Below are 20,140 nucleotides of genomic sequence, written 5' to 3'. Positions count from 1 at the left end.
GGTCCTCGGCCGGACGGAGTGCGAGCAGATTTCACTTGATCCGGCCGTCAATTGAATATAGGAAATACTCCATGGAAAGCGAGACCAGGCGTCCGTACCGCATGGGTGCCCGGGCCGCGGCCGTGGAGGTCACACGTACGCGCGTGGTGGAGGCGGCGGCCGCGCTGTGGAGGCGGCGCTGGTACGACGACGTCACGCTGCAGCACGTCGCCGACGAGGCGGGTGTGTCGGTGCAGACGATCGTCAATCACTTCGGCGGCAAGGACGGGCTGGCCGACGCCGTCGCCGAGACGGTGGCGTCGCAGGCGGCGCTCACTCGTGAGGCGCCGGCCGGTGATGTGGCGGCGATCGTGGCCGTCCTCTTCGAGGACTACGAGCGGCACGGCGACGCCAACGTGCTCTGGACCGCGCAGATGGACCGTGTCCCGGCGATCGCGCGGGCGGCCGCGGACGCCCGCGTCCGGCATCGGGCGTGGCTGGAACGGGCCTTCGCCGACCGCCTCCCGACCCAGGGCCCCGCCCGTGAGCACGCGCTGAACCTGCACTACGCCGCCACGGACGTCTACCTGTGGAAGCTGTGGCGGCGCGACCTCGGCCTGTCGCGCGAGGACGCCGAACGAGCCATGCGCGACCTGCTGACCTCCATAGACCCCCGGAAGAGCCACGATGCCTGAGAACTTCCTGTTCGCCACCTGGGCCGGCGGCGGAGCCGTGCCGCCCGTCCTGTCGGTCGCCCGCGCGCTGCGCGAACGCGGCCACAGCGTTCGCGTGCTGGCCGACAGGTCACTGCACGAGGAGATCGATGCCGCCGGCCTGGAGCCGATCGCCTGGACCACGGCGCCCCAGGGCGACGTCACCGATCCGGCCAAGGACGTCATCAGGGACTTCGAGGCCCGCACGCCGCTCGGCGCGTTCGCGCGGCTGAGAGATCGCATCGTCTGCGGTCCGGCGGCCGACTACGCGCGGGACACGCTGGCCGAGTTGCGCGCCCGCCCGGCCGACGTGCTGGTCGCCGAGCACATGCTGCTCGGCGCGCTCATCGGCGGCGAGGCCGCCGGGATCCCCGTGGCCTCGCTGGTGACGACCCTTTACCCGCTTCCCACTCCGGGGGCGCCGCCGCCCGGTCCGGGCCTCGCTCCCGCTGCGGGCGCGCTGGGGCGCCCGCGTGATCGGGTGCTGACACAGCTGGTCCTCAAACCGTGGGGGAAGGGATTGCCGGCGTTGAACGCCGCCCGCACCGCGCACGGCCTGCCGCCGGTGGACTCGGTGATCGACGCGTTCGACCGCGCCGACCTTGTGCTCGTGCTGTCCCCGCGTGCGCTCGACTATCCCGGCAGACGATTTCCCGCCCGCCTGCGGCACGTCGGCCCACGGCTCGACGACCCGGCCTGGGCCGGGGAGTGCGAGCTGCCGGACGGTGACGCGCCGCTGGTTCTGGCCAGTCTGAGCTCGTCGTTCATGAACCAGCGCACGCAACTCGAGCGCATCGCCGAAGCCCTCGGCACGCTGCCGGTGCGCGGGCTGCTGACCACCGGCCCGGCCGTGGACCCCGCGACGGTCCGGGCGCCCGGCAACGTCCTGGTCGCCGCGGCCGCCCCGCACACCATCGCGCTGCGCCACGCCGCGGTGACGGTCACGCACGCCGGCCACGGTACGGCCGTCAAGTCCCTGGCCGCCGGAGTCCCCCTGGTCTGTTTGCCGCTCGGACGGGACCAGGGCGAGGTGGCACGGCATGTCGAACTCGCCGGCGCCGGGATCACCGTGAGCAAGAACGCCTCACCCCGCACGATCGCCCGGGCGGTCGACCGCGTCCTAAGCGAGCCCTCTTTCCGGCGGGAGGCGCGACGACTGGCGGCCGAGATCGCCGCCGAGACGGCCACCGACCGAGCCGTCGCCGAACTCGAGTCCCTCACCGGACGAGCGGCCGGCGGAGACGGGGGCGCCCCCGGACGCGGTACGGCCGAAGCGTCCGGCCATCATCACGCACCGAGCTGATCGCGCACACCTTCCTTCAGGGGCGTCACTTGGTGGCGAGGGGCAGGCGGAGGACGAGACGGGCCCCGCCGTGGTGTTCGGCGACGTACAGCCGGCCGCCGTGCTCCTGGGCGATCTCCCGGGCGATGGACAGGCCGAGCCCGGACCCGCCCGGATCCCGCAGGCGGGCCTCCTCCCGCCGGTAGCGGCGCTCGAAGACGCGTTCGCGGTCCTCCGGCGGGATGCCGGGGCCGTCGTCGACGACCTCCAGGACGGCGTCGGGCGGGTCGGCGACGACGACGACTTCGATCGTGGTGTTCGTGTACCGCTCGGCGTTGGTCATCAGGTTGCTCAGCAGACGGGCCAGGCGGATCTCCGACGCGCGCACGCGCACCTGCGGGTCGAGGCGGGTGAGGACGCAGGTGCCCGGGGTGCGGCGGTCGAGTTCGTCCGTGACGAACTCGGCGAGGTCGATCAGGCGGTCGTTCTCATGGGTCTCGGTGTCCAATCGGGCAAGATCGAGCAGGTCCGCCACGATGTCGTTGAGCCGTTCCGCGTCGCGCAGCAGTTTGCGCAACATCCGCTGCAGGTCGCAGCCGGGTTCGGACAGCGCGACCTCCAGTTCCGTCAGCAGGCCCGTGAGAGGATTGCGAAGATCGTGGGAGGCGTCGTAGACCAGTCGCCGCTGCCGTTCGATGGCCTCGCGCAGAGCCGAGGTCGTCTCGCGCTGCTCCCGGTGCGCCTGCCTGAGCTGGTCGTTGAGGGTCTGCAACTGCAGGGCCAGGCAGTCCGTCCTTCCCTCGTGCTCGCCGCCGACGCCGGAGCGCCGCAACGCGAGGACGAAGTCGGTGACCTCCTCGGTGCTGAGGACGATCCACCGGACCTCGCCGTGCGGGCCGGGAATGGGAGTGATGACCGTGCTCCAGTACCGCTCCTCGAACACCCCGGGCCGATCCGCCATCTCGACGTCGTACCTCTGGAGCGGCACGAAATCGCGCCGGCGGGTGGTCAGCACCTGTTCCAGGGAGGTCCGCAGCATCCGCGCTCCCTGCTGCTCGTGGTCCTCCGGCGCGGCGGGATTGGGCGGGAAGACGGCGAAGATGTCGCGGCCCAGCAACTCCTCGCGGCCCCGCCCGCTCACCCGCAGGAAGGCGTCGTTCACGTCGATCATGACGAAATCGGGGGTCAGCACCGCAGACGGGGCCTGACCGGCCCTGAACACCGCCCCGTAGTCGATTTCCGACCTCATGCCCACGGTGCCTTTCCGCACCAGCCTTCCAGCCCCCGCAGCCGGCATGACTCCCGGCCGCCCATGCCACGCGGCCGTGAACTCTCCATTCCCGTGAGGCCGCGTGTCAACGGGTAAGGGGCAGCGAAGCGGTGACGGAAAAGCAGATGAACGGGTCCGGAGCCATCACGAGGGCAGTTCATCGCCTCAGCCGGCCGGCGTCCGGGCCGTCCGGGCGGACAACCGGGTGATCGTCGTCCGCGGCGGCGGCACGCGAAATGTCGGTGGCGGCACGTACGGTATTCAGGTGACCAGCAGAACCGCCACGGCACAGCATCTGCGCGACCTCGCGCTGCTGCGCCGCGTCCGTGACCGGATCGACCGGGAGTACGACCGGCCGCTGAACGTCGAGGCGCTCGCCCGCGGCGTGAACATGTCGGCCGGGCACCTCAGCCGGCAGTTCCGGCTCGCCTACGGGGAGTCGCCGTACGGGTACCTGATGACGCGGCGGATCGAGCGCGCGATGGCGCTGCTGCGCCGCGGCGACCTGAGCGTCACCGAGGTCTGCTTCGCGGTCGGCTGCTCGTCGCTGGGCACCTTCAGCACCCGCTTCACCGAGTTGGTCGGTGTGCCGCCCAGCACCTATCGGCGACAGGCCGGGAGCGCGACGGCCGGCATGCCCTCATGCGTGACGAAACAGGTGACCAGACCGGTCAGGAATCGAGAAGCGCGGCTCGCCGAGCCGCAGCTAGCGTGACCGCCATGGACGTCACCATCCACTCGGTCTTCCTCCCGCACGACGACCCGGACGCGGCCCTGGCCTTCTACCGGGACACTCTCGGCTTCGAGGTCCGGGGCGACGTCGGATACGGCGGGATGCGCTGGATCACGGTCGGCCCTCCCGGCCAGCCCGGCACGTCGATCGTCCTGCACCCGCCGGCCGCCGACCCCGGCACCACCGACGAGGAACGCCGCACCATCGCCGAGATGATGGCCAAGGGCACCTATGCGATGATCGTTTTCACCACCGGGGACCTCGACGGCGTCTTCGATCGGCTGCAGGCCCGCGGCGCCGAGGTCGTGCAGGAGCCGATCGAGCAGCCGTACGGGGTCCGCGACTGCGCCTTCCGCGATCCCGCCGGCAACCTGCTCCGCATCAACGAGTTGCGCTGAACCCGCGCCGACGCACGCCGGTTCAGGGACCGCGCCGACGCGGAGAAACCAGACGTACCGGCCGAAGCTGGTGAGATCATGCCAGGCGACGCCGCCTGCCCGCAGGATATGGAGACACGATGAGCATGGCCCCGAGTACGGACGCGCAGCCGCCCGAGGCGCACGCCGCCGACACCCACGACCTGATCCGTGTGTACGGTGCCCGGGAGAACAATCTCAAGGACGTCAGCATCGAGATCCCGAAGCGCCGGCTCACGGTGTTCACCGGCGTCTCCGGCTCGGGCAAGAGCTCGCTGGTGTTCGCCACGATCGCCGCCGAGTCGCAGCGGCTGATCAACGAGACCTACTCCGCCTTCGTGCAGGGTTTCATGCCGACGCTGTCCCGGCCCGAGGTCGACGTGCTCGACGGGCTGACGACCGCGATCGTCGTCGACCAGGAGCGGATGGGCCCCAACCCCCGCTCGACCGTGGGCACCGTCACCGACGCCAACGCGATGTTGCGCATCCTGTTCAGCCGGCTCGGGCAGCCGCACATCGGCTCGCCCCAGGCGTTCTCCTTCAACGTCGCCTCGATCAGCGGAGCGGGCGCGGTCACACTCGAGCGCGGCGGCAAGACCGTGAAGGAGCGGCGCGAGTTCAAGATCACCGGCGGCATGTGCCCGCGCTGCGAGGGCATGGGCCGGACGTCCGACATCGACCTGTCTCAGCTGTACGACGATTCCAAGTCGCTCAACGAGGGCGCGCTCACGATCCCCGGCTACAGCGTCGACGGCTGGTACGGCCGCATCTTCAGCGGCTCCGGCTTCTTCGATCCGGACAAGCCGATCCGGGAGTTCACCAAGAAGGAGCTCCAGGACCTGCTCCACAAGGAGCCGACCAAGATCAAGGTCGACAACATCAACCTCACCTACGAGGGACTGATCCCGCGGATCCAGAAGTCGATGCTGTCCAAGGACAAGGACGCGTTGCAGCCGCACGTGCGGGCGTTCGTGGAGCGGGCGGTGAAGTTCATGACCTGCCCGGAGTGCGACGGCACCCGGCTCAGCGAGGCTGCCCGGTCGTCCACGATCAAGGGGGTCAGCATCGCCGACGCCTGCGCGATGCAGATCAGCGACCTGGCCCGCTGGGTCCGCAGCCTGGACGAGCCGTCGGTCGCGCCGCTGCTCACCACGTTGCAGCAGCTCCTCGACTCGTTCGTGGAGATCGGGCTGGGCTACCTGTCGCTCGACCGGGCGTCGGGCACGCTGTCGGGCGGCGAGGCACAGCGCGTCAAGATGATCCGCCACCTCGGCTCCTCCCTCACCGACATCACCTACGTCTTCGACGAGCCCACGACGGGCCTGCACCCCCACGACATCCAGCGGATGAACGCCCTGCTGCTGCGGCTGCGGGACAAGGGCAACACGGTGCTGGTCGTGGAGCACAAGCCGGAGATGATCGCGATCGCCGACCACGTCGTCGACCTCGGCCCCGGCGCCGGTACGGCGGGCGGCGCCGTCTGCTTCGAGGGCACCGTCGAGGGCCTGCGGACCAGCGGCACCGTCACGGGCCGCCACTTCGACGACCGGGCCGCCCTGAAGGAGACGGTGCGCACGCCCACCGGCACGCTGGAGATCCGCGGCGCCACGGCGAACAACCTGCGCGACGTCGACGTCGACATCCCGCTCGGAGTACTCGTCGTCGTCACGGGAGTCGCCGGCTCCGGCAAGAGCTCGCTCATCCACGGGTCGATTCCGGGCGGCACTGGGGTGGTGTCGGTCGACCAGGGCGGGATCCGCGGCTCGCGGCGGAGCAACCCGGCGACGTACACCGGACTGCTCGACCCGATTCGCAAGGCGTTCGCGAAGGCCAACGGCGTGAAGCCGGCGTTGTTCAGCGCCAACTCCGAGGGCGCCTGCCCCACCTGCAACGGCGCCGGTGTCATCTACACCGACCTGGCGATGATGGCCGGCGTCTCCACCACCTGCGAGGAGTGCGAAGGGAAGCGGTTCCAGGCAGCAGTGCTGGAGCACAAGCTCGGCGGGCGCGACATCAGCGAGGTGCTCGCGATGCCGGTGACCGAGGCCCGGGAGTTCTTCGGCTCCGGCGAGGCGCGCACGCCCGCCGCTCGCGCCATCCTCGACCGGCTCGCCGACGTCGGGCTAGGCTACCTCGCCCTCGGCCAGCCGCTCACCACGCTGTCCGGCGGCGAGCGGCAGCGGCTCAAGCTGGCCACCCACATGGCGGACAAGGGCGGGGTCTACGTCCTCGACGAGCCGACCGCCGGCCTTCACCTCGCCGACGTCGAGCAGTTGCTCGGGCTGCTGGACCGGCTGGTCGACGCCGGCAAGTCGGTCATCGTCATCGAGCACCACCAGGCGGTGATGGCGCACGCCGACTGGATCATCGACCTCGGCCCCGGCGCGGGGCACGACGGAGGCCGGATCGTCTTCGAGGGCACCCCGGCCGACCTCGTCGCCGCCCGCTCCACCCTCACCGGCGAGCACCTCGCGGCCTACGTCGGCGCCTGACGCGGGCCGCCCGCGGCAGCCGTACGGGCAGGTCGCCGTCGCCGGGGGCCGAGGGAAGCAGCGGGACTCTGGGGGAGTGGTGCGCCGGAGGTCGTCGCCCGATCGGCCGGTCGGAGTGCCGGTCGATCGGGATGCGTCCACCGGTGCGTTGCCCTCGGCCCCTGCCCCGCCGGAGCAGGGGCCGGCGGTCACGAAGTGTGGACGTCACACCGCTTGACCCTGACGCTGGGGCAATCTCTCAGCATGGTGGCATGACCAGGGAAACCAGTGCGACCGAGGTCGCCGGACCGCGCGAGACGTACGGCGAGCACGACGATGGTGGACAGCGGGCCGAGAGAGGCGACAGGACGACGCGGCATTTCACGATCCACCACGACGGCGTCACGATCCCGGTGTCTCGCGGCGGCCGGGGACGACCGCTGGTCCTGTGCCCCGGGCTGAACTCGACACAGGCCGACCTGCGGGAGCTGGCCGAGCTGCTGCGGCACGACCACGACGTGGTGACATTCGACCTGCGCGGCCATGGCCTCGCCGCCGACCATCAGCTGGTCTTCACCCATGCCCCGGAAATCGCCCAGATCATCCGTGGCGTGGAAGGCCCGGCCGGCCACGCGACCTCGTGAGCGACTCCCGGAGACCGGTCTGATGCTGACCATCGGCGAGCTGGCGTCCTATGCCGGAGTGACGGTGCGCGCGGTACGGCACTACCACGCCAAGGGGCTGCTGCCGGAGCCGGAGCGGGACCACTCCGGCTACCGCAGATACGACGCCGGCGCCGTGATCGAGCTGATCAGAATCCGAACCCTCGCCGAGGCCGGGGTTCCGCTGGCGCGGGTGCGGGAGCTGCTGCAGTCCGGTGAGGAGGAGTTCGCCGCGGCGGTCGCGGACATCGACAGGCGGCTGCGGGCGGAAATCCGGGAGCGGCAGCGGCATCGCGAGCGAATTGCCCGGCTCGCCTCCGGGGACAGCCTGGCACTCCCCCCGGAGGTGGTCGAGTATCTCGACCGGCTGCGGGCGCTCGGGGTCGACGAGCGGATCGTCCGGGCCGAGCGTGACGGCTGGATCCCCCTGGCCGCGCACTCACCCGGGCGAGTCGCGGAGTGGATGGCACGCAAGCGGGAGCAGATCGACGACCCGCGGCTCGTCGGTTTCTACCTCACCTTGAGTCAGGCTCTCGATCGAGACGACGACGACCCGCGGCTGGTCGAGCTGGCCGACAAGCTGGCCGTCTACATCACGCGTATGGCCGACGAGCGGGGCGAGCACTATGTCGACGACACCGACATCGAGTCACCGCTCGTCAAGCTCATGGACACGCTGGCGGTCGACACCGTGCCGCCGGCGCGTCGGCTGATCGAGCTGCTGAAGCAGCGAGGCTGGACGGGCTGGACCAAGCTCGAGCGCGTGGCCCCCAGACCGGCTGCGCCACCTCGGAGGCCGGCGCCTTGAGCATCAGCGCCGGGCGCCTGCGCGGCGGGCGGGGGTATGGCGAAGCGCGCCGGGATCACCGGCGCGCTTCGTGGGTCGGGGCGTCAGCCGTCAGGCGGAGGCGGCGGCTTCGCCCGGGTACATCGGGTAGCCGTACCCGACAGCCTGCCAGGTGGGACGGGTGCGGACCTCGACGGCGCCGTTGCCGGTGTTGCCCTCGATGGTCCGGATGGTGCCGTCGCCGTTGTCCTTGACGACGAAGCCGACGTGCACGATGTCGCCGATGTCCTTGCTGCCGTTCCAGTTGAAGAACACCACCGCGCCCGGCTTGGGCGTCCGGCCCCAGCGGCCGTGGTCGGCGAACCAGTTGGCGTGCTCGACGGTGTAGGCGTCGGAGCCCATGACCGGCCCGATGCCGAGCTCGTGGCCGACCCAGGAGACGAACATGTCGCACCAGGGCGCGTTCAGGTAGCCCTTCAGGGTGCCGCCGTCACGGGCGAGGGTCTCCTGGGCGCGGGGAGAGGACATGTACCACTGCTGGAACTTGGTCCCGCCGCCGTAGGCGTTCTCCCTGATCCCGACCTGGCTCTTGGCCAGGCTCAGCACGTCGACCGCGCTGACCTTGGGCAGGGTCGAGGCGATCTCGGCCATGGACTGCGCGGCCGCCGGGCCCTTGCCGGTGGCGGGGTTGTCGGCGTGCGCGGCCGGCGCCGCGACCAGCACGGCCGAAGCGAGGGCCCCGCTTACGAGGGCAGCGCGAACACAGGTGTTGAGGACGTGCATGGTGGGGCGAACTCCCTTACTTCCATGCCGCCTACCGGGTTAGCTGACGGGTTCGGGCTGGAAGGCGCCCTACGGCATGGCAGGCATGCCGATTCACCCCAGGAGAGGTGGGTCCCCGGCTCCGCGCGGACGCGGACTCGGCGGCCGGGCGGCAAGCCGGGATCGGCCGGCCGCGTCGGTCTGAGGAGGGCTTCTTGGCCAATGAATGAGCAAGTGCGCCCTGAGCTGCCTAAAAGGTAATAGACCAGGTCAAACCGGTCAAGTTAGAACAACTCGGATTTTACTCGCGAGTAGGGAGAGGCCGGGCGACAGTGGGTAGGGAAGCCCGGATGTGATCACCCCTGGCGGGCCCGGGCAGGCGTACGGTCACCGCCAGGCCGCCCTCCGGCCGGGCGAGCGCCTCCGCCGTGCCGCCGTGTGCCACCGCGATGGCCTGGACGATGGACAGGCCCAGCCCCGCCCCCCGGGCGGAGCGGACGCGGTCGCCGCCGAGCCGGCGGAACGGCTCGAACAGGTCGTCCACCTCGTAGGGCGGGACCAGGGTCCCGGTGTTCTCCACCGTCACGCTCACTCCGCTCTCGTCCTCCCGCAGCCGGACCCAGACATCCCCGTCCCGCACGTTGTACTTGATCGCGTTCTCCAGCAGGTTGAACAGGCAGCGTTCCAGGAGGAGCGGATCGCCGTACGCGACCGCCCGGCACAGGTCCTCGTGGACGACCACCTTCCTGCGGCGCGGCTGCAGATCGATCTGCTCCATGGCCGTACGGACGACCTGCCGCAGGTCGACCGGCCTGCGGGCGGTGAGCTCCTGTTCCGACTGGGCCAGCATGAGCAGGCCCTCGATCAGCCGCTCATGCCTGGCGTTGGTGCCGAGCAGCGCCCGGGCCAGCGCCTTGAGGTCCTCCGACGCCGCCGGCTCCTCCAGCGACACCTCCAGCACCGTACGGTTGACCGCGAGCGGGGTGCGCAGCTCGTGGGAGGCGTTGGCGATGAACCGGCGCTGGGCGTCGAACACCCGGTGCAGCCGGTCGAGCATCGCGTCGAAGGTGTCGGCGAGCCGTTTGACCTCGTCCTGGGGGCCGCTCAGGGCGATCCGCTCGTGCAGCGTGCTCTCCGACAGCCGCTGCGCGGTCTCGGTCACCCGCTCAAGCGGGCGCAGCGCGCGGTCGGCCACCAGGTATCCCAGCAGAACCGCGACGGCCCCGACCAGGATCATGACGATCACCGACGACCCGAGGACGTCGCTCAGCACGCCGGCCGCCCCCTGCTCGACATCGGTGCGCACCCGCCGCGCGAGCATGTCGGCGTCGGGCAGCGCGCCCCCCGGAACCGCGTCGGAGGCGCCCGCGCCGGTCACCTTCGACGCCACCGCCACCACGAACCGCTGGTTGAGCGCCCGAGCCGTCAGCAGGTGGGTGAACCACAGCAGCACCGACCCCGCCACGAAGAACAGCCCGCCGTACAGCAGGGTGAGCCGCATGCGCAGGCCCAGCCTGCCCCAGAAGAACAGGGCACGGGTCACAGCCGGTACCCCCGGCCCGGCACGTTCTCGATCACGGCAGGGACGCCCAGCTTGCGGCGCAGCGAGGTGATCGTGACGCGCAGCACGCCCGTTCCGGCGTCGGAGTGCTCGTCCCACACGTCCGCGCGCAGCCGTGCCGAGGTGACCAGGTCGCCGCCCGCCCGCATGAGCTCGTGCAGCACGTCGAACTCCCTGCGGCCCAGCGCCACCTGCCGCCCGTCCCGCACGACCGTACGGCGGGCGGGGTCGAGCCGGATCCCGGCCCGCTCCAGCACGGGCGGCACCGTACGGGACGAGCGCCGGGCCAGCGCCCGGACCCGGGCCACCAGCTCTGCGAACGCGAACGGCTTGACCAGGTAGTCGTCGGCGCCCAGGGACAGGCCCCCGACCCGGTCCCTGACCCGCCCGGCCGCGGTGAGCATGAGGATGCGGCTCGCCCCTCCGGCGCCGATCAGCTCCCGGCAGACCTCGTCCCCGTGCACGTCGGGCAGGTCGCGGTCCAGCACGACCACGTCGTAGTCGACGTAGGCGGTCAGCTCCAGCGCCTCCCGGCCGTCGTAGGCCACGTCCACGGCGATCGCGTGCAGCCGCAGCCCCCGGGCGACGGCGTCGGCCAGCTGTTCCTCGTCCTCGACCACGAGCACCCGCATCCCAACCTCCCGCTCGGCTTCGAGAGTGACGCAGGAGGTGTTAGCCGCGGATAAGCACGGATAAGCCGATCTCGCTTATCCGCGTTTAGCACCGCCTCCGCTGGCGTTGGGCCGCGTCCCGGGCGAACGGCCCGGGAGAGGAGGAGCGACTCATGCGCATACGACCGCCGCGTGCCCTGGCACCGGCCCTCGGGCTCGCGCTGGCACTGGCCGCCTGCGGCGCGGCCCCCGCGGACGACGGGATCGCCAGGGCCGACGGCGCCGCCTCGACCGCGACGGCGAAGCCGTCCGCGCCGGGCCCGGCCGACCGCCAGGAGGCCCAGCTGAAGTTCGCCCAGTGCATGCGCGAGCACGGCGTGGACATGCCCGACCCCGGTCCCGACGGCCGCGTCCGCATCACCGGCAAGAAGGGCGAGGAGGCCACGATGCGTAAGGCCATGCAGGCCTGCGAGCACTTCATGAAGGACGCGGTCGGCGACAAGCTCGGCGGCGACGACCCCGAGGCGCGCGACCGCATGGTCAAGTTCGCCCAGTGCATGCGCGAGCACGGCGTCGACGTCGCCGACCCGGCCCCCGGGCAGGGACTCCAGATCAAGATCAAGCCGGGTCAGGAGAAGGCGATGGACGAGGCGCAGAAGGCCTGCGAGGAGTCCGCCCCGGGGAGGAACGGGTGAGGACGAGCCTGGTGATCGCGGGCGCCGGCCTCCTCGCACTGGCCGCGGGAACGGTCGTCGCCGTGGCGGGCGGCGACGACGCCGGCGCGGCCGAGCCGTCTCCGCCCCCGGTCCCCGCCACCGCGCCGATCACCCGCCAGGACCTGGTCGACACCAAGACCGTCGAGGGGGCGCTGACCTACTCGGGCGAACGGCGGGTCAGCACCGACGCCTCCGGCACCGTGACCTGGGCGCCCGCCGAGGGCGCGGTCGTCCGGCGCGGCCGCCCGCTGCTCAGGGTCGACCGCAGGCCGGTCGTCCTCATGTACGGCACGCTGCCGATGTACCGGCCGCTGCGGCAGGGCGTCGACGACGGCCCGGACGTCGAGCAGCTCGAACGCAACCTCAAGATCCTCGGCTACGGCGACGACCTGACCGTGGACGACCACTTCAGCTACGCGACCCATCTGGCCGTCAAGCGGTGGCAGGACGACGCCGGGCTGCCCGAGACCGGGCAGGTGGACGCCTCCCAGGTGGTCTTCCTGCCCGCCGCCGCCCGGGTGACCGACACCGGGGTCGAGGTCGGCGCCAGGATCACTCCCGGGCGCCCGGCCCTGACCGTGTCGGGCGTACGGCGGCTGGTGCACGTGGACCTGTCCACCGACGACCAGACGCTGGCCAGGAAGGGTGCCAAAGTCACCGTCGAACTGCCCGGCGGCGAGCGCGTCACCGGGAAGATCACCTCGGTCGGCACGGTGGCCGAGGCCGTCCCCGGCGAGCGGGGACAGGACGAGGGCAGCACGGTCGACGTCGACATCACCCTGAGCAAGACCCCCAGGACCCGGCTCGACAGGGCCCCGGTCGAGGTGGAGCTGGTCAGCGAGCGGCGCGAGGACGTGCTGGCCGTTCCCGTGGAGGCGCTGCTGGCCCTGCGGGAGGGCGGATTCGGCGTCGAACTGGTCGAGGGCGCATCCACCCGCGTGATCCCGGTGGAGCTCGGCGCCTTCGGCGGTGGCATGGTCGAGATCACCGGCGCCGGGCTCGCCGCGGGCATGAGGGTCGGGGTGCCCGCCACATGAACCGGCTGATCCGGCCCGGCCGGCCGGGCACCGCGCACGCTTCCGATCCCCTCGGTGACGTGCCACCTGGGCAGCCCCTCGCGCGGGGCGGGCCGTACGTGGTGGAGCTGCGCGAGGTGACCAAGGTGTACGGCGGCGGCGTGCGGGCGCTGCGCGGCGTGGATCTGCTGATCGAACGCGGCGAACTGGTCGCCATCGCCGGGCCGTCCGGCTCGGGCAAGTCGACCCTGCTGCACCTGATCGGGACCCTGGACCGGCCCACCACGGGCACCGTGCGGATCGCCGGGCACGACGTGGCCGGCCTGGCGGACCGCGAGCTGTCCGCGTTGCGCGCCCGCCACCTGGGGTTCGTCTTCCAGCAGTTCCACCTCGCGCCCGGGTCGAGCGCGCTGGACAACGTCGCCGACGGCCTGCTGTACACCGGGACGCCGCTGCGGGCGCGGCGGGAGCGGGCCGCCGCCGCGCTGGAACGGGTCGGCCTCGGCCACCGGCTGGGCCACCGGCCCGGCCAGTTGTCCGGCGGCGAGCAGCAGCGGGTCGCGGTGGCCCGCGCGGTGGCGGGCGACCCGCCGCTGCTGCTGGCCGACGAGCCGACCGGCAACCTGGACTCGGCGGCGGGCGCCGAGGTGCTGGGGGTGTTGCGCGACCTGCACGCCGCCGGCACCACGATCGCGGTCATCACCCACGATCCCGAGATCGCCGCGTGGTGCCCCCGGCAGGTGCGCGTGCGAGACGGCCGGGTCGTCGCCGACGCCGGGGCCGGCGCCGGACGCCGCACCCCCGGGGCTGGTCCCAAGCCCACCTGTAAGGCGGCACCCATGCACGAGACGGCGGACGAGCCCGGAACGGCGCCGAAGGGAGCACCACGATGACCGGTCAGAGGCTGACCCCCGCCAGGCTCGCGCCGTCCGACGTCCTGCGGACCGGCGTGGCCGCGCTGCGCACCCGTCCCGCCCGGGTGATGCTGTCCGCGCTGGGCATCGCCATCGGCATCGCCACCATGATCGCCGTACTGGGCGTCTCGTCCTCCTCCCGGGAGCAGTTGCTGCGCCAGCTCGACCGGCTCGGCACCAACCTGCTCACCGTCACGCCCGGGCAGTCGGTCTTCGGCGAGGAGGCCACGCTGCCGACCGAGGCGCTCGGCATGGTCCGGCGCATCGGGCCGGTCCGCACCGCCTCGGCCACCGGCTCGGTCGACACCACGATCAGGCGCACCGACCGCATCCCCAAGGCCGTAACCGGCGGAATCGCCGTCCAGGCCGCCACCGCCGACCTGCTCACCACCCTGGAGGGCCGGGTGGTGACGGGCGCCTGGCTGAACGATGCCACCGAGGCGCGGCCCGCCGTCGTGCTCGGCGCCAAGGCGGCGGAACGGCTCGGCATCACCCGGACCGGCGTACAGGTCTGGATGGGCGAGCGGTGGTTCACCGTCGTCGGCGTCCTGGGCCCGATGCCGCTCGCCCCGGAGATCGAGCGCTCGGCACTCGTCGGGTTCCCGGCCGCGCGGAAGTACCTGGGCTTCGACGGTCACCCGACGACGATCTACGAGCGGTCCGCGGAGGAGGTGGTGGAGGCCGTGCGGGCCGTGCTGCCGCGCACGGTCAACCCGGAGAACCCGGAGGAGGTCACCGTCAGCAGGCCCTCAGACGCGCTGGCGGCCCGGGCGGCGGCGGCGAACGCGTTCACCGGCCTGCTGCTCGGCCTCGGCGCGGTCGCGCTGCTGGTCGGCGGGGTCGGCGTGGCCAACACGATGGTGATCTCGGTGCTGGAGCGGCGCAGGGAGATCGGCCTGCGCCGCTCGCTGGGCGCCACCCGCGGGCAGGTGCGCCTGCAGTTCCTCGCGGAGTCGCTGCTGCTGTCTGCGCTCGGCGGGACCGCGGGTGCGGCGCTCGGCGGCCTGGCCACCGCCGGCTACGCGCTGTCGCGCGGGTGGCCGCCGGTGATCCCGGGCTGGGCGTTCGCGGGCGCCGTCGGCGCCACGCTCGTCGTCGGCACCCTCGCCGGCCTCTACCCGGCGATGCGCGCCGCCGGCCTGTCGCCGACGGTCGCGCTGGCCGCCACCTGACCGGTCACCGCCAGCCGGCCGGGTCGACCCCGCCCGGCACCGGGGCCTCCGGGGCGTACGGCTCACGCGTGAAGACGAACGTGTTGAGGTCCAGGTGGGTCACCCCGCCGGGGGAGCGGACCACCCGCAGGGTCTCCCCGGCGTAGTAGCCGTCGAGCCCGAGCCAGGTGCCGTCGGCCTGGGGGACGAACCGGGAGGCCCGGCCCTGCCCGCTCAGCGGGGTCACCGACAGGCCCCGGTGCGGCAGGACCCGGACCACGTACGGCGTGGGGCCCCAATACCACGGCCCGGTCAGCTCCAGCAGGTCCTCGTCCACCGGGGAGGGCGACCACTCGGCCGGCAGCGGCGGCTCGTGCTCGGCCAGGATGTCCAGCAGGGCGGTGTCGAGGTTGCGCATGCCCGAGGTGGAGTTGGCCATCCACAGCACGGCCACGCCGTCGGCGGGGTCGGCCCACACACTGGCGAGGAAGCCGGGCATCGACCCGCTGTGGCCGGCCAGCCGGCGCGGGCCGCCGGGGCCGACGTGCCGGGCGAGCTGCAGGCCCAGCCCGTAGCCGCGCACCCAGATGTCGCCCTCCTCGACGACGGCCGGCTCGCGCATCTCGGCGACCGTGGCGGGGCGCAGCACGTCGCCGGTGTCGCCGCCGATGAAGGCCGCCCATCGGGCCAGGTCGGCGGTGGTGGTCCACAACTGGCCGGCGGGGGCCATGGCGCCGTGGTCGTTCTCGGGCTCGGGCAGCAGCGCGTCGGCCCAGGGGTGCACGGCGTACCCGGTGGCGTGCGGCGCCCGGGGGCGCGGGGTGGTGTCGCGCATGCCGAGCGGCTCGAGGACCTCCTCGCGTACGGCCTCGTCCCACGGCGCCGACCGCTTGCGAGCGACCAGCTCGCCGAGCAGGGCGAATCCGAGGTTGGAGTAGTGGTAGCGGCGCCCGGGCCGGTGCCGGGCGGACTCCGGGCCGAGCGTGGCGACCAGGTCGCCCACCGGAACCCCCGGGGTGCGCTCCCACCACTGGCCGGGTGACTCCGCGGTCAGCCCGCCGCTGTGGGACAGCAGCTGGGCGACCGTGACGTCGCCCAGCGGCGTGCCGGGCACGTGCTTGTCCAGGGGGTCCAGCAGGTCGAGCCTGCCCTCGTCGCGCAGCCGCATGACGACGGTCGCCACGAGGGTCTTGGTGATGGATCCGATGCGGTACTGGGTGTCGCGGGTGGGCGGTTCGCCGTCCACCCGGCCGCGCGCCCCGAACCAGGCGATCTCGCCGCCCCGCACGATCGCCGCCACCAGCGACGGCACCCGCGCCTCCGCCTGCTCGACCGCCAGCCTGCGCAGCAGCGCGCGAGCCGTCCCCTCCAGCACCATTCCGGTCGTCCCCTTTCCGTGACCCGCACCAGGTTAGCGTCCCGCCGCCCCGGCGACCCCGGAGACGGCCCAGGCCACGCCTCGTTCCGGGAGGCACGCGCGGGGAGCCGCAGCCGGCGGATCGTCACAGGAGGAACGGCAGCGTCTGTTCGGCCACGGCGGGGGCCGCTTTGCGTTCCGAGGGGCCCATGTGGTTGAGGCCGCCGACGGTTCGCAGCACGGCGCTGGGAAGGGTGCCGGCCAGCGTGGCGTACTCCTCCTGGTGCGCCGGCTTGCTGCGGCCGCCCACCAGGACCAGCACCGGGGCGGTGACGTCCGCGAACTCGGGGAGCCGGCCGTACTGTGCGGCGAGCTGCTCGTGTTCGGCCAGGCAGGCGCCCAGCAGGGGCCGCATCCGCTGCCAGGCCGCTCCGCGGAAGGCCATGCGGAAGACCATCCGCAGATACCAGTGCGGCAGCCTGGTCATGAAGTCCGGCGCGCCGCCCGACCCCTGGATGAAGTGGATGAACGCCCCGTAGTCGTCGCCCGCGGCCAGCCGTTCCCGGAAGGGCGCCATCCAGGCGGTGGGGACGGGCGCGCAGGGCACCCCGGGCTCGTAGACCGCGATCCGGTCGAACAGCGGGAACGAGCGCGCGGTCTCGAGGATGACGAGCCCGCCGTAGCTGTGCCCGAAGGCCAGGCGCGCCCCGGTCGCGTCCTGGACGGCCCGCAGGTCCTCCACTTCCTTCGCCAGGGAGTAGCCGGGTCCCTGGGGGCCGCTGTCGCCGCGTCCGCGCCGGTCGACCACGTGCACCGTGAAGGAGTGGGCCAGCGCGGAGGCCAGCGGCAGGTAGTCCTCGGAGGTCTTGAGATTGCCACCGACCAGGATGAGGTTGGGGCCCGCGCCCAGCGTCCGGTAGGCGATCTCCGTGCCGTCGGCCGAGACGGCCGTGTGCCGGCGTAAGGGCGTGGTGTCGATGTCCCGGCTCACTTGCCCGCCTCCCGCTCCAGCCGGTCGAACGTCGCCAGCAGTCGCGCGGTGTGCTCGGCGTACTCCGCGTACGGCACGCCGCTCTCCGCGACGACCGCGGCCAGCCGGTCTTCGAACTCCTGCCGGATGGAGGCCACCAGCCGTTTCCCGTCGTCGGTGAGGCTGAGCCGCCGGCGGTTTCCCCCGCCGGGGTCGGGCTGGACGTCGAGGAGACCTTCGGCGGCGAGCACGGACGTCATGCGGCTCACCGACGGCTCGGTCACGCCGAGATAGTCGGCGAGGGTCCGCTGCGTCGAGGCGCCCAGTTCTCCTACCAGGGTCAGCGCCAGGAAGCGGCTGTAGGAGACGTTGTGCTCCGCCCGGAGGATCCGGTCGGCGGCGCGGTCCAGCCGGGCGGTGAGCACATGCAGGTTGAGGCTGAGGTTTCGTTCCATGCGGCTAACTTAGCAAGCTAAGTTAGCCACCGCAAGATGCCTCGCGGGGTCGTACGCGGCGGGATTCACCGGGATTCGATCCGGCCCAGCGGATGGCCGCCGTCCGCCAGGGCCGTGCGCGCCGCCGACCACGCGGAATCCTCGATGCCGAGAGCGTGGCGGAGGTAGGCCCACGTGACCCTCTGGAGCAGGGCGACGCGTTCGGGGTTCTCGTCCGTCGTCTCCGTGACGTTGTATCCGGAGATCCCGCCGAGCGAGTGTTCGGCTCCGAACAGCGTGAGCAGGCTCTTGCCGCCGGGGCTCATGTGGTACGCGTCGGTGAACCAGTCCGGTCCGCGTACGGACAGAGGGGACTGGTCCTTGTCGCCGGCGACCATGAGGGCCGGTGTGGTCATCTCCGCGAAGCCGGGGTTCATGAAGGGGAAGTGCTCGGCGGCGAACGGGGCCAGGTCCGCGCCACCCCTGCCGGTCAGGGCGAGCAGCACCCCGGCCGTGACGCGCGGGTCGGACATGTCCTCTCCCGGCACGCCCTCGGCGTCGAGGACCCGCGCGCCCAGCAGCATGCTCGCCGTCTGGGCGCCCCAGGAGTGGCCGGCGACGGCGACGCGGCCGCGGTCGAGCCGCCCGGCGAGGCCGGGGACGGCGTCCTCCACGAGGTCGAGCCGGTCGAGGACGCGCTTGAGGTCCTCGACCCGCGACCGCCAGATCAGCGGGGTGCGGGGGTCGTCGGGGGGAAGGTTCAGCGTCCTGGAGTCGAGGTGGGTGGGCTGGATCACCGCGAAGCCGTGGGCGGTCCAGAAGTCGGCCAGGGGGGCGTAGCCGTTCAGCGACTCGCCGAAGCCGTGCGAGAAGACGACGACCGGCAACTCGTGCCCGGTCGTGGGGGCGGACACCCGTACGTGCAGGTCCTGGCCACGGCCGGGGGCCGGCAGCACCACCGGCTTCACCGAGACGACCGGAGTGGGCGCGCCGATGGTCATGAGCGATTCGTTCACAGGATTGTCCTTCAGTTGTTCGCGGGGATGAGGAGAGGCGGCACGCACGGCCGTATCGCGGGTGAGGCATGGCGGCGCGCTCTTGGTGACCGGGCCGCTGATCTGGCAAGATGAACAAGCGGGACCGTGTCCCGTTTGACGATACGGAACAACGTCCCGTTTAGCAAGCTCGGCGGTGGAGGGAACGACGCGATGAACGACGACGACCGGGGCGCGGGGCGTGCGGTTCGGCCCAGGCGGGCGGATGCCCGGCGCAACGAGAAGGCCCTGCTCGACGCGGCCGCCGCGGTCTTCGTGACCTCGGGCGTGGACGCGCCGGTACGCGACATCGCGGCCAAGGCCGGCGTCGGGACGGCCACGATCTACCGCCACTTCCCGACGCGGGCGGACCTCATCATCGCCGTCTACCGGCACCAGGTCGAGGCCTGCGCCGAGGCCGGGCCGGCCCTGCTGGCGGCCGGCGAGACCCCGTACGCCGCCCTCGGGCGATGGATCGACCTCTTCGTCGACTTCCTGGTCACCAAGCACGGCCTGGCCGCCGTGCTGCGCTCCGACAGCGCGGGCTTCGAGACGCTGCACGCCTACTTCCTCGACCGGCTCGTGCCCGTGTGCGCCGAGTTGCTCGACGCCGCGGCCGCCGCCGGCGAGATCCGCTCCGACATCGAGGCCATCGAACTCATGCGCGGCGTCGGGAACCTCTGCATCGGCGCGGACAGCGATCCCCGCTACGACGCGCGCCGGCTGGCCGGGATCCTCATCGCAGGACTGCGCCTGCCGCGCTAGCCGTATCCGGCCGTCGGGCCGGTGACGCGGCGGACGATGCTCGATCTGGCCGTTCACGGGCGGATCCCGCCGACATGGTGTCCGCCTCATGTCCGCGAGCCGGTGTGGGAGGAGCCGCCCGGCTTCCGGCCCGGCCGGCTGCCGACGCCGGGCCGGGCCCTGTCGGGCCGCGTTCTCCGGGCATGTGACCGCCGTGGTAGCTTCTTGATCGTAAGGTGCGGCGCTCGGTTATGAGCGTGTCGGGACATCCGGCCGGCACGACAGCCTCAGTACAGGCTGTCCGGATCTCTCAGCGGAGAGTCTGCCTCGCCATGTCCTCACCCCTGTCTCCGCCCGCATGGGCGATCTTCCTGCTCGTGGTCGCCGCCGACGCGCTCGACCCGCTCGGCGCCACGGTGACCGGCGTCGCGCCGCCGTCGACACGGCCGGCCAGGGCCGTCACCGCCGCATGCGCGACGAGCATCCCGCTGCCCGCGCGCCGTGGCGCGCACGCCCGCTGAACCTTCCCCGCCTCCCGGAAGGCATCCGCATCCACA

General features: G+C 72.4%; 21 protein-coding genes and 1 riboswitch. Of the genes, 13 read left to right on the top strand and 8 right to left on the bottom strand.

What is annotated here, in order from left to right; all coding sequences use genetic code 11:
- Positions 1-71: 71 nt before the first annotated feature.
- On the top strand, positions 72-674 hold the full coding sequence (locus HHX30_RS15990; RefSeq protein ID WP_169982723.1) for a TetR/AcrR family transcriptional regulator: 603 nt from the start codon (positions 72-74) through the stop codon (positions 672-674).
- Positions 667-1,995: a glycosyltransferase gene (locus HHX30_RS15985; RefSeq protein ID WP_169982722.1), complete on the top strand. Its 1,329-nt coding sequence runs from the start codon at positions 667-669 to the stop codon at positions 1,993-1,995. The genes HHX30_RS15990 and HHX30_RS15985 overlap by 8 nt, the downstream gene beginning before the upstream one ends.
- A gap of 25 nt (positions 1,996-2,020) precedes the next feature.
- On the opposite strand, the gene HHX30_RS15980 is transcribed toward HHX30_RS15985, so the two are convergent.
- Positions 2,021-3,223, bottom strand: a complete 1,203-nt coding sequence (locus HHX30_RS15980) for a PAS domain-containing sensor histidine kinase (protein ID WP_169982721.1) — start codon at positions 3,221-3,223, stop codon at positions 2,021-2,023.
- Positions 3,224-3,509: 286 nt separating this feature from the next.
- On the opposite strand from HHX30_RS15980, the gene HHX30_RS15975 reads away from it, so the two are divergent.
- The 5 genes from HHX30_RS15975 to HHX30_RS15955 all read left to right on the top strand — a co-directional run bounded on the left by HHX30_RS15975 (position 3,510) and on the right by HHX30_RS15955 (position 8,334).
- A complete protein-coding gene (locus HHX30_RS15975; RefSeq protein ID WP_169982720.1) occupies positions 3,510-3,959 on the top strand; it encodes a helix-turn-helix transcriptional regulator in 450 nt (149 codons plus the stop codon).
- Between the two features lie 5 nt (positions 3,960-3,964).
- Positions 3,965-4,375: a VOC family protein gene (locus HHX30_RS15970; RefSeq protein WP_169982719.1), complete on the top strand. Its 411-nt coding sequence runs from the start codon at positions 3,965-3,967 to the stop codon at positions 4,373-4,375.
- Between the two features lie 119 nt (positions 4,376-4,494).
- Positions 4,495-6,885, top strand: coding sequence for an excinuclease ABC subunit UvrA (locus HHX30_RS15965; protein ID WP_169982718.1), 2,391 nt, complete (start codon positions 4,495-4,497; stop codon positions 6,883-6,885).
- A gap of 251 nt (positions 6,886-7,136) precedes the next feature.
- Complete coding sequence (locus HHX30_RS40660; protein ID WP_249350092.1) at positions 7,137-7,508, top strand: alpha/beta fold hydrolase; 372 nt, start codon at positions 7,137-7,139, stop codon at positions 7,506-7,508.
- Positions 7,509-7,530: 22 nt separating this feature from the next.
- The gene (locus HHX30_RS15955; protein WP_169982717.1) at positions 7,531-8,334 is read left to right on the top strand and encodes a MerR family transcriptional regulator; all 804 of its coding nucleotides are present in this window, start codon (positions 7,531-7,533) and stop codon (positions 8,332-8,334) included.
- A 90-nt stretch (positions 8,335-8,424) separates the two neighbouring features.
- On the opposite strand, the gene HHX30_RS15950 is transcribed toward HHX30_RS15955, so the two are convergent.
- The 3 genes from HHX30_RS15950 to HHX30_RS15940 all read right to left on the bottom strand — a co-directional run bounded on the left by HHX30_RS15950 (position 8,425) and on the right by HHX30_RS15940 (position 11,268).
- Positions 8,425-9,096, bottom strand: a complete 672-nt coding sequence (locus tag HHX30_RS15950) for a CHAP domain-containing protein (RefSeq protein ID WP_169982716.1) — start codon at positions 9,094-9,096, stop codon at positions 8,425-8,427.
- 14 nt (positions 9,097-9,110) lie between these two features.
- A riboswitch (cyclic di-AMP (ydaO/yuaA leader) is annotated at positions 9,111-9,249 on the bottom strand.
- Positions 9,250-9,376: 127 nt separating this feature from the next.
- Positions 9,377-10,618: a HAMP domain-containing sensor histidine kinase gene (locus HHX30_RS15945; protein WP_311922463.1), complete on the bottom strand. Its 1,242-nt coding sequence runs from the start codon at positions 10,616-10,618 to the stop codon at positions 9,377-9,379.
- Entirely contained in the window at positions 10,615-11,268 is a 654-nt protein-coding gene (locus tag HHX30_RS15940) for a response regulator transcription factor (protein ID WP_169982715.1), read from the bottom strand. The genes HHX30_RS15945 and HHX30_RS15940 overlap by 4 nt, the downstream gene beginning before the upstream one ends.
- A gap of 152 nt (positions 11,269-11,420) precedes the next feature.
- Here HHX30_RS15940 and HHX30_RS15935 point away from each other — a divergent pair, with 152 nt between their 5' ends.
- The 4 genes from HHX30_RS15935 to HHX30_RS15920 are packed head-to-tail and all read left to right on the top strand — an operon-like array spanning position 11,421 to position 15,065.
- Complete coding sequence (locus HHX30_RS15935; RefSeq protein ID WP_169982714.1) at positions 11,421-11,942, top strand: hypothetical protein; 522 nt, start codon at positions 11,421-11,423, stop codon at positions 11,940-11,942.
- Positions 11,939-13,000: a peptidoglycan-binding protein gene (locus HHX30_RS15930; RefSeq protein WP_311922460.1), complete on the top strand. Its 1,062-nt coding sequence runs from the start codon at positions 11,939-11,941 to the stop codon at positions 12,998-13,000. The genes HHX30_RS15935 and HHX30_RS15930 overlap by 4 nt, the downstream gene beginning before the upstream one ends.
- Positions 12,997-13,872 (top strand): ABC transporter ATP-binding protein, encoded by an 876-nt coding sequence (locus HHX30_RS15925; protein WP_169982713.1) that lies wholly within the window; start codon positions 12,997-12,999, stop codon positions 13,870-13,872. The genes HHX30_RS15930 and HHX30_RS15925 overlap by 4 nt, the downstream gene beginning before the upstream one ends.
- Positions 13,869-15,065 carry an ABC transporter permease gene (locus HHX30_RS15920; RefSeq protein WP_169982712.1) on the top strand — a complete coding sequence of 399 codons (1,197 nt, stop codon included), beginning with the start codon at positions 13,869-13,871 and terminating at the stop codon, positions 15,063-15,065. The genes HHX30_RS15925 and HHX30_RS15920 overlap by 4 nt, the downstream gene beginning before the upstream one ends.
- Before the next feature lie 4 nt (positions 15,066-15,069).
- Here the strand turns inward: HHX30_RS15920 and HHX30_RS15915 are convergent, their stop codons facing one another.
- The 4 genes from HHX30_RS15915 to HHX30_RS15900 all read right to left on the bottom strand — a co-directional run bounded on the left by HHX30_RS15915 (position 15,070) and on the right by HHX30_RS15900 (position 18,806).
- A complete protein-coding gene (locus tag HHX30_RS15915; protein WP_169982711.1) occupies positions 15,070-16,422 on the bottom strand; it encodes a serine hydrolase in 1,353 nt (450 codons plus the stop codon).
- A 124-nt stretch (positions 16,423-16,546) separates the two neighbouring features.
- A complete protein-coding gene (locus HHX30_RS15910; RefSeq protein ID WP_169982710.1) occupies positions 16,547-17,392 on the bottom strand; it encodes an alpha/beta fold hydrolase in 846 nt (281 codons plus the stop codon).
- Positions 17,389-17,826, bottom strand: a complete 438-nt coding sequence (locus HHX30_RS15905) for a MarR family winged helix-turn-helix transcriptional regulator (protein WP_169982709.1) — start codon at positions 17,824-17,826, stop codon at positions 17,389-17,391. Before HHX30_RS15905 ends, HHX30_RS15910 begins: the two co-directional genes overlap by 4 nt.
- Positions 17,827-17,891: 65 nt before the next feature.
- Positions 17,892-18,806: an alpha/beta fold hydrolase gene (locus HHX30_RS15900; RefSeq protein WP_169982809.1), complete on the bottom strand. Its 915-nt coding sequence runs from the start codon at positions 18,804-18,806 to the stop codon at positions 17,892-17,894.
- A gap of 207 nt (positions 18,807-19,013) precedes the next feature.
- On the opposite strand from HHX30_RS15900, the gene HHX30_RS15895 reads away from it, so the two are divergent.
- The gene (locus tag HHX30_RS15895) at positions 19,014-19,604 is read left to right on the top strand and encodes a TetR/AcrR family transcriptional regulator (protein WP_169982708.1); all 591 of its coding nucleotides are present in this window, start codon (positions 19,014-19,016) and stop codon (positions 19,602-19,604) included.
- Positions 19,605-19,915: 311 nt separating this feature from the next.
- Positions 19,916-20,104, top strand: a complete 189-nt coding sequence (locus HHX30_RS15890; RefSeq protein ID WP_169982707.1) for a hypothetical protein — start codon at positions 19,916-19,918, stop codon at positions 20,102-20,104.
- Positions 20,105-20,140: the final 36 nt, after the last annotated feature.

It is taken from the genome of Microbispora sp. H10836 (assembly GCF_012999525.1).
Classification (GTDB): Bacteria; Actinomycetota; Actinomycetes; order Streptosporangiales; family Streptosporangiaceae; genus Microbispora.
This window is presented reverse-complemented; position numbering and strand designations above follow the sequence as displayed.